This is a genomic window from Rossellomorea aquimaris (assembly GCF_020171925.1).
In the GTDB taxonomy this organism is placed as follows: domain Bacteria; phylum Bacillota; class Bacilli; order Bacillales; family Bacillaceae_B; genus Rossellomorea; species Rossellomorea aquimaris_F.
Genome location: NZ_JAIVAR010000004.1, coordinates 161,887 through 177,471 on the forward strand (window position 1 = coordinate 161,887; position 15,585 = coordinate 177,471).

Here is a 15,585-nt window from a genome sequence, read left to right on the forward strand (position 1 = left end):
ACCTCACTTACGCATGAAAAGAAGGTTGTGGAGTGAAACTTCCTTTGCTTTCACTCTTTTCATTGGCTGCTTTTAGTTGTGTCTGTTCTTGCACTTGTTTTTCAATGTTGAAGATCGACACGAACAGATCGAGTTTATCTTCTGCATCAGGCAGGGCAGCAAGTTCTTTCGCCTGTGAAATCGGGTCTTTCAACAGTTGATTGATGATGCTTTTCGTATGTTTGTTCAACACTTTACGTTCACGGTCTGTCAAGTCCGGCATTTTGCGTTCGATGCTTTCCATCGTCTCTGCCTGGATCGACAGCGCCTTTTGTCTCAGCGCCGAGATGACAGGGACAACCCCAAGCATGTTCAGCCAATCCTTGAATGCAACGATTTCAGCTTCAATCATCAATTCAATCTGTTCGGCTGCTTTCTTGCGCTCGGCAAGGTTCGCTTGAACGATGCCTTCAAGATCATCGATATCATAGAGGAAGATGCTCTCTAATTCTCCGATGGAAGGATCGAGGTCACGTGGGACGGCAATGTCCACCATGAAAAGGGGACGTCCTTTTCTCATGCTCTCGACATGTTGCATCGTCTCTTTCGAAATGACAAAATCCTTCGCTCCTGTAGAGCTGATCAGGATATCCGCTTCAACCAAGGCACAGTTCAACTCTTGCAAGGTCTTGGCCTTCCCTTCGAAGCGCTCTGCAAGGGTCTGTGCTTTTTCATAGGTACGGTTGATGACCGTTACCTTCGTTGCACCGCTTCCGTGCAGGTTCTTGATGGCAAGCTCGCCCATCTTACCTGCCCCGAGGATCAACACGTGCTTCTGATCAAGTGACCCGAAGACCTTTTTGGCAAGCTCGACCGCTGCATAGCTGACCGATACCGCATTTGAACCGATCTCCGTATCCGAGTGGGCTTTCTTCGCCACCGTCACAGCCTGCTTGAACAGATGATTGAATACCGTTCCAGTTGTCCCCGCTTCCTGTGCGGTCAAGAAGCTTGTACGGATCTGACCGAGGATCTGGGTTTCCCCCAATACCATCGAGTTCAAACCGCAGGACACTTTAAAAAGGTGTTCGACCGCTCCTTCTTGTTCATAGATGAACAAGTACGGGGTGAACTCCTCTTTATCTATATTGAACCATTGTGATAAGAAATCTTTTATATAATAACGACCTGTGTGAAGCTGATCGACTACTGCATATACTTCCGTTCTATTGCAAGTGGAAACAATCACATTCTCCAGAATGCTCTTCTTTTCCTTCAATGCTCTCATAGCAAATGGCAGATCAGTTTCATTGAATGATAAACGTTCACGAATCTCAACAGGGGCCGTTTTATAATTCAAACCAACGACGATTGTATACATGCTATGCACTACACCCCCAATAAAATCTTACCCTTATTATAACATGTCCAAGGAGAACCTTTGCCCGTAAATGTGAACAGAAATTGAAACCTGGCTGAATGGTGCATGTAATGAAAGCCGTTTCATTTCTATCATCTCTCGACAATTCCTACTAATGTAGGTTATCAAAACAAGCTGAAAGAATCAAGTAATGGAAAGGATTCACATGATTTAGGGCGTATATAGTATGAGATGATCTCTTCTTACTTTCATTTTTCCTAAAACGTTGTAAAATAAACCATATTCCTCACCCTGGAGTGGGTTGGATATGGTTTAATGACAGTATATGAACTTCTTGTTTAGGTTGGATGAGCGAGGGTATATGAAACCCCCTCTCCGTCTGTCCACTTTCATTTCCTTGCACGAATAAAATACATATCTACCAATGGGACACAAAAATCTTTCATAATGGAGGTTATATATGAAACAGCAAAAATATTTCCCCGGATTGATCCTGATCGGATTCGGGTTATACTTTTATCTACAGCAAGCGAATATCGTCCTGTTCCAGAATTTCTTCACTTGGCCGACCCTTTTACTCATTGTCGGAATCGCCTTCCTTGGTCAAGGGTATGCTGGCAGGGACTATGAAGCCATCCTTCCTGGTACGATCCTCGTCGGTTTCGGCATTCATTTTCACGTCGTGAACAAGCTGGAACTATGGCCGGATCATATGGGGACCTTCATCCTCATCATCTCACTGGGGTTTCTGTTGCGGTATCAGAAGACAGGGAATGGTTTGTTCCAGGGGATCCTCTTTCTTGCCCTGTCTGTCATTCTCTTATTCTCTGACAGGGCAGCCGTATGGTTGGGATTGATTGAAGGCCGTGTCGGTTCAGCCTGGGAATTCTGGCCGATCGTCATCATCCTAACCGGTGCTTACTTGTTATTCATAAGGAAAAAGTAGAATCTCCCCGTTAACGGGGAGGGAAGGGGCAACATTGCCCCTTCCCTCAATCTTTATCAAGCATCATTTCTTCCAACTTCTGCTTTTGGTCGTCCGGCCACCATGCCCCGCACTCCTTGGAAACGATACAGGCAGCGCACTTCTCCAAATCATATACTTTCATCCCTTCTATCGGGGGCGAATACAAATGAAGCGTAACGAGGGGATCATTTCCTTCCCGTTTCATTTTGTGGATTCCATTCCTTGGGGCAAAGAAATACGATCCTTTATGATGGACTTTATTGAACAATTCTTTAGGCAAATGTCCGTCGTCCACTTCGAATACCGTATTCAGAGAGCTCCCACCCATGACTTTGATCCACCCTTTTGAATCACCGTGGTCATGCGGTGCACATTCAATATCGGACCAATTCATCACCAGTAGTTCCACTTCCTCATTTTGATATAAAAGACGGCGATAATACGGTTTCCCACTTGAAGTGCGAAGCAGGGGTGCAAGTTCCTCAAGGGTGATGGACAATGATTCTAATGCAGACCTCAGCTCTCCATTTGATGGAGATACCAGCCCATCCAGTCTCTCTTTGATCCGTTCATACATCGTCATAACACTCTTCCTTTCAGTCAGTATTTTACGACCGTGCTGACAAACGATACATCAATTCATTTCCTTCTCCAGATCAAGTGATTGAAGGCCGATATTGCTTGCCCATTCACCATGGTGACCCCCAAGATGATGATGCCCCCTCCAAGGATACTGACGAACAAAATCTTCTCATGTAAGAGGAGGACGGCTGCAATGAGTGTAACCAAAGGCTCAAGGTATAGGAACATCGACACTTTCGAAGCATCCATCACTTCCAGCGCCTTTCCCCAATACCAATAGCCCACACCCGAGACAAAAACGCCGAGAAATAAAATATGTGCCCACTCACCTTGCGAAAGGAGAGTCATATGTTCCCACCCCCTGCTCCTGAGAAGAAACGGCATGGTCAGTAAACACCCCACCAGGCTCATATAAAAAGTGACGACCAGGGACGGGAGGGGGATCCTCAGTTTCTTCAGTAAAACGGAATAGACCGCCCAGTTCAACGTACTGAGAATCATCAATAAATAGCCCATGCTCATAACGAAATCAGGACCCTTCCCACTTCCGCCATTCGTCACCATCAATACTCCGGCAATGGCCAGAAGCATGCCTGCCGTACGGATGAAGGTCATTTTCTCATGCAAAAAAATCATGGAAAGGATGACCGTGAATACAGGTGAGAAGGAGATCATCCAGCCCGCAGCAGAAGCATCGATGGTGATTAATGCCGTCGCTTGGATGACTTGATGCACGAATACGCCCAGAACACCAAGGACGATCAGATGAGGGAGGTAACGAAGGGGGAAAAACAGCGGATATCGTTTTAACACGAGTACCATAAACAGAAACAATGCCCCTATCGCAAACCTCAAGACGAGAAGCGTGTAGGGATCGATCGTATCGACAACCGCCTTTGTTGATACAAATGAGATTCCCCAGAAGCTGATTGACATGCTGGCATAAAAAGAGGCGGCGATGGTTGCCTTATTCTTACTCATTGGCATGGATTCCTTTCAGCGCTTTTTACCATACTATGCATGTCCATTCAGAACATGTGAGAAGGCAGTATAAATTTTGCGTAAAAGGCTACACGAAGAGTAAAAATCAAAAAAACAACAACAAAAGCGCCCCATGACTTTGAGGCGCTTTTTCGCGTAGTATTATAAAACAGAATCAAGGAATTCCTTGGTTCTTTGCTGTTTCGGATTCGAGAACATTTCTTTCGGATAACCTTCCTCTACGATCCTACCGTCATGCATATACACGACCCGGTCCCCGACTTCGCGAGCGAAGCCCATTTCATGCGTGACGACGACCATCGTCATCCCCTCAAGTGCGAGCTCCTTCATCGTTGCCAGGACCTCGCCGACTAGTTCGGGATCGAGTGCCGAGGTCGGTTCATCAAACAGCATGATATCCGGTTTCATTGCAAGAGCCCTCGCAATGGCCACACGCTGCTTCTGTCCCCCTGATAATTTTGAAGGATACACATTTTCTTTTTCGGCCAGCCCGACTTTCTTCAAGAGCTCCTTTGCATCCTTCTTTGCTTCAGCTTTTGATATACCCTTTACGTGAACCGGTGCTTCCATCACATTCTCCAACACCGTCATATGGGGGAACAGGTAGAAATGCTGGAACACCATCCCCACTTTCTGACGGATTTTATTCAGATCATGTGTATCTTGATTCACTTCTTCCCCTTCAAAAATGACCCTGCCGTTGTCCTTCAGTTCAAGGAAGTTCAAACAGCGGAGCAGGGTACTTTTCCCCGATCCACTGGCACCGATCAAGCAGACCACTTCACTTTCATTCACACTCATATCGATATCCTTCAGAACATGCAAGTCCCCGAAGGATTTATTCAGCTTTTCAACCTTTATCATTTCCTGACTCATCTTCATCCCTCCTAGAATCGATTTAATCACTAGCAGACATACGCTTTTCGATGATGTTCACAATAGTCGAGAATACCAGCACTAAAATCAGGTAGTAGACTGCGACAATCAATAGATATGTCATATAGTCAAAATTATTTGATCCCAAGGTCGTCGCTACACTGAAGAGTTCAAACATACCGATAAAGGATGCAAGCGAGGAATCCTTCAGCGCGATGATGAACTGATTGCCAAGTGGTGGAAGGGCCCTTCTGAATGCCTGAGGCAAAATGATCCTTCTCATTGTCAATCCATTCGACATCCCAAGGGAACGACCCGCTTCCATCTGGCCACGGTCAATCGATTGAATGGCTCCCCTGAAGATTTCAGCGATATACGCACCGTTATGAAAGGCTAGACCCAAGACAACGGACCAGAACCCGGAAATATGCAGAGCGGTCAGTCCGAAATAAAAGATAAAGATCTGTACGATCAATGGCGTCCCGCGGACGACGAAGATATATAAATCTGCCAGCAGCTCAAGTGGCTTTACTTTGGAAATTTTCAAAAAGGCAAAGAATAGTCCGATTACAATGGCGATCAGTACGGATACGACCGTCAATTGGAATGTCAGAAGCATCCCTTTCAGAAAGATATCATATGTATCTGCAAATGTTTCGAGAAAATGCATGCATGTCCCTCCATTCAACTATTTGCTAACCTTAAGACCTTGCGCTACCGTAAAAAAGCGAATGTGCAACGAAGCACATTCGCTTTCCATCATGCTGCGCTTACTCTTCTGGGTCTGTTGTGATGTCTGTATTAAAGTACTTTTCACTGATTTCCTTCAGCGTTCCATCTTCTCTCAGCTTTTCAAGTGCTTTATTGATTTCCTTAAGCAGTGCTTCATTCTCTTTGCTTACGGCAATTGCCTGTTCGCTGCGCCCGATCAGTTCACGCGCTTCGATCTTCAAGCCTGAAGCGATTGCTTCTTTACCAGTGATGAAATCCGTGATGACCGCATCGTGCTTCCCTTTGCTCAACGCTTCAAGCGCCACGACGTCACTGTCATATTGCTGGATATTATCAGTCACTTCCCCTGCGGTATCCGCATACGTAGAACCTTTGGAAACAGCGATCTCTTTCCCTTCAAGGTCATCCAGTGTTTCAACTGAACTATCGGAACGCACGAAGATCTGCGGACCAGAGTAATAGTATGGCGTGGAGAAATCCACTTCTTTCAGTCGCTCCTCCGTAATCGTATGACTCGCTACCGCTGCATCGAATCGACCGGACTTGACGCCTTCCACAATCCCGGCAAACTTGAACTTCTTCTGTTCAGGTTCAAGCCCCAATTCTTTGGCTACGGCCTCCGCTACTTCAATATCGAACCCTGACATCGTACCGTCACCTTCAGTCACACTGAACGGCTTGAACTCACCGGAAGCGGCATATACGAATTTCCCGTCCTCCACAAGCTCTGCTCCACTTTCAGTCGTTGCTTTCCCTCCGCATGCTGAAAGGATCAGCACCAATGCTAATAGAAGTAATCCTGTCAATTTCTTCACTCTTTGAAGTCCCCCTTTAATATGTATTTCTTGTATATCTTTCACAATTGTAACAACAAAAGAGAAAATTCTCAAAATTCAAATATCACTATAATTATTCATATTGTTGCATAATGAAAGCTGTCGTTAACTGGGCTTGGATATATTCAAGTATGCACCGCGATCCTTTTATATGCTTCATGATACTCGCACCACCTAGGCATTAGTGCCCTCTATATACAGCTCATACAAAAAAGAACTGCTTCAATAGTTTGCTTTTCACTATTGAAGCAGTTCTTTTTTATTAGTTATTTATAAAAAGATTTAATCGCATCCCAAGCTTTGTCTTTACCAAGACCGGTTTCTGATGAGAACATGATCAGTTCGTCTCCTTCTTCTAGGTCGAAGGTTTCTTTTGTGACTTTAAGATGCTTTTGCCATTTGCTTTTCGGTATTTTATCTGCTTTGGTTGCAATGATGATGCAAGGGATGCCGTAGTGCTTAAGAAAGTCATACATCATGACGTCATCACTTGTCGGCGGATGACGGAGATCGACGATGAGGATGACGGCTCTCAGCTGATCGCGTGACGTGATGTACGTCTCGATCATCTTCCCCCAAGCTTCACGTTCTTTCTTGGATACTTTCGCATAGCCGTATCCAGGAACATCCACATAATAAAGTGTTTCTTCGATTTTATAAAAATTCAGCGTCTGGGTTTTCCCCGGCTTGGATGAAATCCTCGCCATGCTGTTCCGGCCGATCATTTTATTGATGAAGGATGATTTCCCCACATTCGAACGCCCTGCCAGTGCAAACTCAGGCAGGTCCCCTTCTGGATATTGCTCCGGACGGACCGCACTGATGACTAATTCAACTTGGTTTACTTTCACTTATTCTCACCTACTAATGCTTTCTCTAAGACCTCATCAATATGGGATACAAGAATGAAAGTCAAATCTCCCCTTACACTTTCAGGAATATCATCAATGTCTTTCTCGTTATCCTTCGGCAGGATAATCGTTTTGATTCCAGCACGATGGGCGCTTAATGATTTTTCTTTTAGACCTCCGATCGGAAGGACTCTTCCGCGAAGGGTGATTTCACCTGTCATCCCAACTTCCCTATTGACATATTTACCAGTCAGGGCAGATACAAGGGCTGTCGTGATGGTGATCCCTGCTGATGGGCCATCTTTAGGTACCGCTCCTTCAGGGACGTGGATGTGAATATCCCATTTCTCATGGAAGTCTTCCTCGATTCCGAGCTCTTTGGCTTTGGATCTTACGTAACTGAAGGCAGTCTGGGCAGATTCCTTCATCACATCCCCAAGCTTTCCTGTAAGGACGAGCTTTCCTTTACCTGGCGCAAGCGACACTTCAATCTGCAGCGTGTCACCCCCGACGGATGTGTAAGCGAGACCGGTCGAAACCCCGATCTGATTCTCCACTTCCGCCTGTCCGTATCGAAATTTCTTCTTACCGAGGAACTCTTCTATATTTCCACTCGTGATTACGACGCGCTTTTTCTCACCAGATACGATGATCTTCGCCGTTTTCCTGCATAGGGAAGCCAGTTGACGCTCGAGGCTTCTGACACCTGCTTCGCGTGTGTAATAACGGACGATATCGACAATCGCTTCATCCCTTACCTGAAGCTGATTTTTCGTCAAGCCATGTTCCTTGATCTGTTTGGTCAACAGGTGATGCTTGGCGATATTCATCTTCTCTAATTCGGTATAACCTGCAATCGTGATGATTTCCATACGGTCTCTTAGCGGGCCAGGGATCGTGGACAGATCATTCGCCGTTGCAATGAACATTACCTTGGATAAATCGTAGGTCTCCTCGATGTAATGATCACTGAAATTAGAGTTCTGCTCTGGGTCCAAGACCTCGAGCATCGCTGATGAAGGGTCGCCTCTGAAATCACTGGACATCTTGTCGATTTCATCAAGCAGGAAAACCGGGTTGACCGTTCCGGCTTTTTTCATCCCTTGGATGATCCTTCCCGGCATCGCCCCAACATAGGTACGGCGGTGTCCCCTGATTTCAGACTCATCCCTTACACCCCCGAGGGAGATCCGGACGAAATTCCTACCAAGTGACTCTGCGACTGACCGTGCGAGACTCGTTTTCCCGACACCCGGAGGCCCTGCAAGACAGAGAATCGGTCCTTTTAACGATTTTGTCAGCTGCTGGACTGCAAGGTATTCCAATACGCGTTCTTTCACCTTCTCAAGACCATAGTGGTCACGGTTCAGGATCGTTTCTGAACGTTTGATGTCCAGCTGGTCCTTTGTTTCTGTCGACCACGGCAAGGAAACAAGCCACTCGATGTAGTTCCTGATAACAGAGCTCTCAGCGGAACTTGAAGGCACTTTTTCATAACGCGCGAGCTCTTTGAGGGCAGTCTTCTCCACATCTTCGGGCATATCAGCCTGTTCGATCTTTGCCGTCAGATCTTCAATTTCTCCCGTTTTTCCTTCTTTATCCCCAAGTTCCTTCTGGATCGCTTTCATCTGTTCGCGAAGGTAATATTCCTTTTGGGTCCGTTCCATCGACCTCTTCACACGCTGGCCGATTTTCTTTTCCAGACTCAATACTTCTTTTTCATTATTGATGGTTTCAATGACCATTTGAAGTCGTTTCTTGATATCAAGGGTCTCCAATACGGATTGCTTTTCCTTCATCTTCAATGGAAGATGGGATGCGACAATATCAGCAAGTCTTCCCGGCTCATCTATGTCCGAGACAGTCGAATATGTTTCTGCAGATACTTTCTTGGAAAGCTTTATGTATTGTTCAAAATAATTCAGGAGCGTCCTCATCAACGCATCTGTCTCCGATTCCTTTTCTAGTGAATCATGAAGCTCTTCCACTTCGACTTCATAATACTCTTCTTCATCGGTAAACGACGTAATTGATGCACGATTCAATCCTTCCACGAGCACCCGGATCGTCCCATTAGGCAATTTAAGCATTTGCTTGACCTTCGTGAGAGTCCCCATTTCATAGAAATCTTCTTGTTCGGGCTCATCTATATTCATGTCTTTTTGGGTGGTTAGAAAAATTAAATGGTTATCCATCATGGCTTTTTCCAAAGCCTGAACAGAGCGTTCACGGCCAACATCTAAATGCAAGACCATTGTTGGATAAACAAGTAAGCCTCTTAATGGAAGGAGGGGCACCGTAATTTTCTTTTGTTCTGACAAATCTAACACCTCCAAAATTAGGCTCTTAGCCTTTGTACAATTCTAACTTATTTACTAGGTAGTGTCTATTAAATAGGTACGCTGCAAGGGATATCAGTATGCCGGATTCTTCTATTTAAAGGGGGGCATGTCTTTTAGAATGGGTTTATCATAAACAAACCGATTCGGATTGACCCGAATCGGTCATGGTCTACACGCTTTTCTTATTTGACTCATCCATCATTGAGGTTTCGCTTGTACTCAACTGATCTTTGATCAGAGCAATATCAAGCACTTCCTTCAGATGTTTCACGGGGATCACTTCAATCCCTTCAATTTCATTCATCATCGATTGCTGGTTCTCAAACGGGATGATGGCTGCTTCGGCACCTGCCAACCTTGCCGCTTTCACTTTCGGGAACACTCCTCCAACAGGCTTCACAAATCCATGAATGCTGATTTCACCCGTCAAAGCAAGATTGTGTTTGATCGGGAGTCGATAAATCGCTGAGTAGATTCCCAGTGCCATCGCAATTCCCGCTGAAGGACCATCAACCGGGATCCCGCCAGGAAAGTTGACGTGGATGTCATATTGATCTGCCGGTACACCCATTGATCGCAGGACCGTGATGACATTTTCAATCGATCCTTTGGCCATGCTTTTTCTCCTGATCGATTTGCTTCGGTCACCGATACTTTCTTCTTCAACGATTCCCGTCACGTTGATCTGTCCTTTATCCTGGGCCGGGATGACGGTCACTTCGATTTCTAACAATGAACCGGTATTAGGACCTGTGACTGCCAGTCCGTTCACGACGCCGATTGAAGCTTCTTCATTGATTTTCTTCTGATACCGAGGGGATAACTGTGAAGAGTGGATGATCCATTCCAACTCATGATCATAGATTTCCGTTCTATTTTCATTGATTGCCACACCCGCTGCAATTTGGACCATATTGACCGCTTCCCGGCCGTTCCTTGAATAGGAAGCCAGAGTGTCAAGTCCTTCATCACTGAGGGTCATGTTGATTTTATCAACCGCACGTGCTGCCACTTTCTTCACTTCATCCTGCTCAAGCTCCCTGAAGAACACTTCCATGCAGCGTGAACGAATCGCAGGCGGAATCTCATTCGGCGTCCTTGTCGTTGCCCCGATCAGCCTGAAATCAGCCGGAAGGCCATTTTTGAAAATATCATGGATATGCGTAGGGATTTGATGATTTTCTTCGTTATAATAGGCACTCTCAAGAAAAACTTTCCGGTCTTCCAAGACCTTCAATAATTTATTCATCTGGATGGGATGCAGTTCACCGATCTCGTCGATAAACAACACACCGCCATGTGCATTCGTCACCGCTCCCTGCTTCGGCTGAGGGATCCCCGCCTGTCCCATTGCACCCGCACCTTGATAGATCGGGTCATGCACGGATCCGATCAATGGATCGGCAATCCCCCTTTCATCAAAACGTGCCGTGGTGGCATCCAGTTCGACAAACACCGCTCCTGGTTTAAATGGAGATTTAAAGTTCTTCTTCGCTTCTTCCAAAACGAGTCGAGCGGCAGCCGTTTTCCCGACCCCGGGAGGACCATAGATGATCACATGCTGGGGATTGGGACTGCAAAGCGCTGCTTTCAACGCTTTGATTCCGTCTTCCTGTCCGATGATATCATCGAAGCTCGTTGGCCTTACTTTTTCTGCTAGCGGCTCTGTCAATGAAATGGATCTCATCTTTCGCAGTTCTTCCATTTCCTTTTTTGATTCACGGTCGATGGTCACTTTTTGATTACGTTGGTTTTTAAGAAGGTTCCAGAAATACAATCCAATGATGATCCCGAAGAACAACTGGATAAATAACGCAATGCTAGTAAAGCTCATTCGTCTCCCTCCAAGTAGATACAAGTTGTTACGGGTTAGTATCTCCTTGACCTTGTGGGAATAAACAAAAAAGTTCGGGGAATGGATGGTTCAAAACGGGATTAAAAGAAATATATATTTCTTAGCGAGTGCTGGTTACTTTATATATTTTCATTTCGCTCTTACACCCCGACTACGCTCATAATTAAGTAATGCAATTGATTTCATCTTTTTTGTCTAGTAATTGACAATCCTCTATATCCAACGACCAAAGTCCGGAGTTTAAGACCACTCCTGATTTTGCAAGGTGAATTTTTTTAGAGAAGATGGGACCGTCCAGGACAAATGTGTGGTATTCACCTGATTCTCCCATGACGCAACCATCATTTTTGGTGTGAATATCCTCATAAAATTCCCAATCGAGCATTCTTCCTGCCCATGATGGATTGAATACTTTATCGGAAGCCCTGCATATGACTGCTGAGAATCCAAGGGTGATGAATTCTTTCAGCAGAAGACTGCTTTCATCCTTTGATATCCATACAGGAAATGAGGGTTTCAAGCCCGCTTTCATTGCCACTTGTTCATTCCACTTTCTGTCTTCTTTGGCATATAAGCTTCCAAAGACAATTACATCCACACCCCTATTTTTCTTTAGATCTGCTAATGCCCCAATGAGGGCACGCTCATAATCGTCTCCGGAGTCGACCAATACCAGCGGAATATCCAAGGCTTCTGCCTGCTGTTTGAGGATATTCAATCGCAAGCCGTGTGCATGATTTCGCTCATTTTCATCGGAGACCATGGAGACAAGGCAGTTTACTTCTTTTTCTGCTCTTAATGTACGATACAAGGCGAGACACCCGTCTTTTCCACCGCTCCAGCTTATGGCCACCTTTGTTTTCTTCCTATTCATGAACCCATCCCCCTTTTTCTTCATCCGTAAAAAAAGCCAAGAATGAAGAATCATTCTTGGCTTTCCATTGAGCTATTAAGCTGATGTTTTTTCTTCGTTTGAATCGATGACGGTTCCGTCTTCAAGAACGAGTTGTGGTGTTGCATCTTCAAGAATCGTTTCTTTCGTGATGATACATTTCTTGATATCGTCACGGGAAGGAAGATCAAACATCACTTCAAGCATCATCGTTTCAATGATGGAACGAAGTCCACGTGCACCCGTTTTACGCTCGATTGCTTTCTTGGCAATTTCAAGCAGTGCATCATCCGTGAATTCCAACTCAACATCGTCCAGCTCAAGCATTTTTTGATATTGTTTCACTAAAGCATTCTTAGGCTTTGTCAAGATTTCAACAAGCGCTTCTTCATCAAGTGGCTCAAGGCTTGAAATGACCGGTAGACGTCCGATGAATTCAGGGATCAGACCGAATTTCAATAAATCTTCAGGTACCACTTTGGATAGAAGTGATTTATCTTCTTTCACTTCGGCATTCTTAGGATCGGAACCGAATCCGATGACCTTTTGGCCCAAGCGTCGTTTGATGATTTGTTCGATTCCATCAAATGCTCCACCGCAAATGAATAGGACATTTGACGTATCGATCTGGATGAACTCTTGATGAGGATGCTTACGACCGCCTTGAGGAGGTACACTAGCAACCGTTCCTTCAAGGATCTTCAAGAGAGCTTGCTGAACACCTTCTCCTGATACGTCCCTTGTGATGGAAGGATTCTCTGATTTTCTTGCAACTTTATCGATCTCGTCGATGTAAATGATGCCTTTTTCTGCTTTCTCTACATCATAATCTGCAGCCTGGATCAGTTTAAGCAAAATGTTTTCAACATCTTCACCTACATAACCGGCTTCCGTAAGGGATGTGGCATCCGCAATCGCAAATGGTACATTCAGGATGCGGGCAAGTGTTTGGGCAAGTAAAGTCTTACCGCTACCCGTAGGTCCGATCATTGCGATGTTACTCTTTGAAAGCTCAACATCGTCTACTTTGCTGCTTGAATTGATACGCTTGTAATGATTGTAAACGGCAACGGCCAGGGACTTTTTCGCCTGATCCTGTCCGATGACGTACTCATCAAGGATTTCTCGGATTTCCTTTGGTTTCGGAACATCCTTGAACTCTACTTCTTCTTCCGTACCGAGCTCTTCTTCTACGATTTCAGTGCAAAGTTCGATGCACTCGTCACAAATATAGACACCTGGTCCGGCTACTAATTTACGTACTTGATCTTGCGTTTTACCACAAAAAGAACATTTTAGTTGTCCTTTTTCATCATTAAATTTAAACAATGTGTTTCACCCCTTCATGAATACTGGACCATCATCCCTATCGATGATGGTGACCGTGTACTTGCTTCTTCTCACCACTCAGTTATGTATTGCATTTTAGCACAGTATATGTTTGTAGAAAAATTATACGATTCTTAAGAATCATCTTATTATGTATTGGACATTTTAGCAAATATTTTACTTAAATGTTTTTTAGGTATGGTGTGTGAAGAATCGCTGCAAGTTTTGTTTTTTGAAAATTAACCCCTGCTATTAAGGTTTATCCAACTTTTAGGGTTATTATTCTTTTATATGGTTGGAAAATCATTAAAAGTTAGTTTGTACTTTTAATACCGCTTTTGATTTCCGTGCAAGACTTCGCTTTCCGCGGGTGACCCGTGAGCCTCCTCGGCTTCGCCTGCGGGGTCTCACATTGGCCACTTTTCCCGCAGGAGTCTTCGTCTTGCACTCCAATCAAAAGCTGGAACAGTAACCATTCACTTAAAACATACAAAACATCAAACAATGTTAGTTTGAATCAATTAGAATTCTTTTAATTGTACAAAACAAGGCGCGAATCGCGCCTTGTTTTGTTATTTGGTGTTATTATGCTTCTTTGCTGTTATCAACAAGAAATTCTAAAGCTTTGCGTACTTTAAGGTCTGCTTTAAGTGTATCAAGTCCGCCTAGGGCTTGCTTGATGTTGTCAGCTGACATGTTGTACTGCTCAGCCATTTTGTTTACTTCTTCTTCTGCTTCAGCATCAGTCACTTCAAGGTTTTCAGCTGCAGCGATCGCTTCAAGAGTCAAGTTCGTGCGTACACGCTTGCCAGCATCTTCTGTCATTTGACCGCGAAGATCTTCTTCTGTTTGACCAGAGAATTGGAAGTATAGGTCAAGGTTCATACCTTGCATTTGAAGGCGTTGACCGAATTCTTGCATCATGCGGTCCACTTCGCTGTTTACCATTACTTCTGGGATTTCAACTTCAGCGTTTTCAGAAGCTTTTTCTACTAGCGCTTCGCGAACAGCTGTTTCAGCTTCGTTCTTCTTGGATTCTTGAAGGCGCTTTTCGATTTTTTCTTTAAGCTCTGCTAAAGTTTCAACTTCTTCATCAGCATCTTTCGCGAACTCATCGTCTAGAGCTGGAAGTTCTTTTGTTTTGATTTCGTGGATTTTCACTTTGAATGTTGCAGCTTTTCCTGCAAGCTCAGCAGCATGGTACTCTTCAGGGAATGTTACTTCAACATCCTTCTCTTCACCAGCAGCCGCTCCAACTAATTGCTCTTCGAATCCTGGGATGAATTGTCCAGAACCAAGTTCTAGAGAATAGTTTTCAGCTTGTCCACCTTCGAATGCTTCACCGTCAACGAATCCTTCGAAATCCATTGTCACTGTGTCGCCTTCTTCAGCTTTACCGTCTTCTTTCACAACAAGCTCAGCTTGTTTTTCTTGAAGTGAAGTAAGTTCAGCTTCAACATCTTCAGCAGTTACTTCCGTATCCATTTTTTCTACTTCAAGACCTTTGTAGTCCCCAAGTTTAACTTCAGGCTTCACTTGTACTTTCGCAGTGAAGATCAAGTCTTTGCCTTTTTCCATTTGCTCAACATCGATTTCAGGACGATCGATTGGCTCGATGCCAGTTTCTTCAATCGCTTGAGCATAAGCTTCAGGTAAGATGAAGTCTAATGCATCTTGATAAAGAGATTCTACACCGAAGCGTTTTTCGAACATACCGCGAGGCATTTTACCTTTACGGAATCCTGGTACATTCACTTGCTTAACAACCTTTTTGAACGCAGCGTCTAAACCTTCGTTTACTTTCGCAGCTTCTACTTCGATTGTAAGTACTCCTTGGTTACCTTCTTGCTTTTCCCATTTTGCAGACATACTGTTCCCTCCAACAATCTATATTTGATTCTAATTTTTTACGCATAGTAGTAGATAGTCCTCTGTATGAATCTAGCACTATCATCGTAAAT

General features: G+C 44.6%; 13 protein-coding genes. 1 reads left to right on the forward strand and 12 read right to left on the reverse strand.

Annotated elements, in window-relative coordinates:
• Window positions 1-7: 7 nt before the first annotated feature.
• On the reverse strand, window positions 8-1,360 hold the full coding sequence (gene hemA, locus LCM10_RS15175) for a glutamyl-tRNA reductase (protein ID WP_224877141.1): 1,353 nt from the start codon (window positions 1,358-1,360) through the stop codon (window positions 8-10).
• A gap of 460 nt (window positions 1,361-1,820) precedes the next feature.
• On the opposite strand from hemA, the gene LCM10_RS15180 reads away from it, so the two are divergent.
• Window positions 1,821-2,306, forward strand: coding sequence for a LiaI-LiaF-like domain-containing protein (locus LCM10_RS15180; RefSeq protein WP_224877142.1), 486 nt, complete (start codon window positions 1,821-1,823; stop codon window positions 2,304-2,306).
• Between the two features lie 46 nt (window positions 2,307-2,352).
• Here LCM10_RS15180 and LCM10_RS15185 read toward each other — a convergent pair whose 3' ends face one another.
• From LCM10_RS15185 to tig, 11 genes are all read right to left on the reverse strand, one after another.
• Window positions 2,353-2,910, reverse strand: coding sequence for a cysteine dioxygenase (locus LCM10_RS15185; protein WP_224877143.1), 558 nt, complete (start codon window positions 2,908-2,910; stop codon window positions 2,353-2,355).
• A gap of 56 nt (window positions 2,911-2,966) precedes the next feature.
• Window positions 2,967-3,890: a DMT family transporter gene (locus LCM10_RS15190; RefSeq protein ID WP_412103409.1), complete on the reverse strand. Its 924-nt coding sequence runs from the start codon at window positions 3,888-3,890 to the stop codon at window positions 2,967-2,969.
• 162 nt (window positions 3,891-4,052) lie between these two features.
• On the reverse strand, window positions 4,053-4,787 hold the full coding sequence (locus LCM10_RS15195; RefSeq protein WP_318247501.1) for an amino acid ABC transporter ATP-binding protein: 735 nt from the start codon (window positions 4,785-4,787) through the stop codon (window positions 4,053-4,055).
• Between the two features lie 22 nt (window positions 4,788-4,809).
• Complete coding sequence (locus tag LCM10_RS15200) at window positions 4,810-5,457, reverse strand: amino acid ABC transporter permease (RefSeq protein WP_224877145.1); 648 nt, start codon at window positions 5,455-5,457, stop codon at window positions 4,810-4,812.
• Between the two features lie 100 nt (window positions 5,458-5,557).
• Window positions 5,558-6,334 carry a transporter substrate-binding domain-containing protein gene (locus tag LCM10_RS15205; protein ID WP_224877146.1) on the reverse strand — a complete coding sequence of 259 codons (777 nt, stop codon included), beginning with the start codon at window positions 6,332-6,334 and terminating at the stop codon, window positions 5,558-5,560.
• 287 nt (window positions 6,335-6,621) lie between these two features.
• Window positions 6,622-7,206 carry a ribosome biogenesis GTP-binding protein YihA/YsxC gene (yihA, locus tag LCM10_RS15210; RefSeq protein ID WP_224877147.1) on the reverse strand — a complete coding sequence of 195 codons (585 nt, stop codon included), beginning with the start codon at window positions 7,204-7,206 and terminating at the stop codon, window positions 6,622-6,624.
• Window positions 7,203-9,527: an endopeptidase La gene (gene lon / locus LCM10_RS15215; RefSeq protein WP_224877148.1), complete on the reverse strand. Its 2,325-nt coding sequence runs from the start codon at window positions 9,525-9,527 to the stop codon at window positions 7,203-7,205. Before lon ends, yihA begins: the two co-directional genes overlap by 4 nt.
• A gap of 190 nt (window positions 9,528-9,717) precedes the next feature.
• Window positions 9,718-11,382 carry an ATP-dependent protease LonB gene (gene lonB / locus LCM10_RS15220; RefSeq protein WP_224877149.1) on the reverse strand — a complete coding sequence of 555 codons (1,665 nt, stop codon included), beginning with the start codon at window positions 11,380-11,382 and terminating at the stop codon, window positions 9,718-9,720.
• 184 nt (window positions 11,383-11,566) lie between these two features.
• Window positions 11,567-12,277, reverse strand: a complete 711-nt coding sequence (locus tag LCM10_RS15225) for a diphthine--ammonia ligase (protein WP_224877150.1) — start codon at window positions 12,275-12,277, stop codon at window positions 11,567-11,569.
• Between the two features lie 75 nt (window positions 12,278-12,352).
• Entirely contained in the window at window positions 12,353-13,624 is a 1,272-nt protein-coding gene (gene clpX / locus LCM10_RS15230; protein WP_224877151.1) for an ATP-dependent protease ATP-binding subunit ClpX, read from the reverse strand.
• 585 nt (window positions 13,625-14,209) lie between these two features.
• A complete protein-coding gene (tig, locus tag LCM10_RS15235) occupies window positions 14,210-15,493 on the reverse strand; it encodes a trigger factor (protein WP_224877152.1) in 1,284 nt (427 codons plus the stop codon).
• Between the last annotated feature and the right edge of the window lie 92 nt (window positions 15,494-15,585).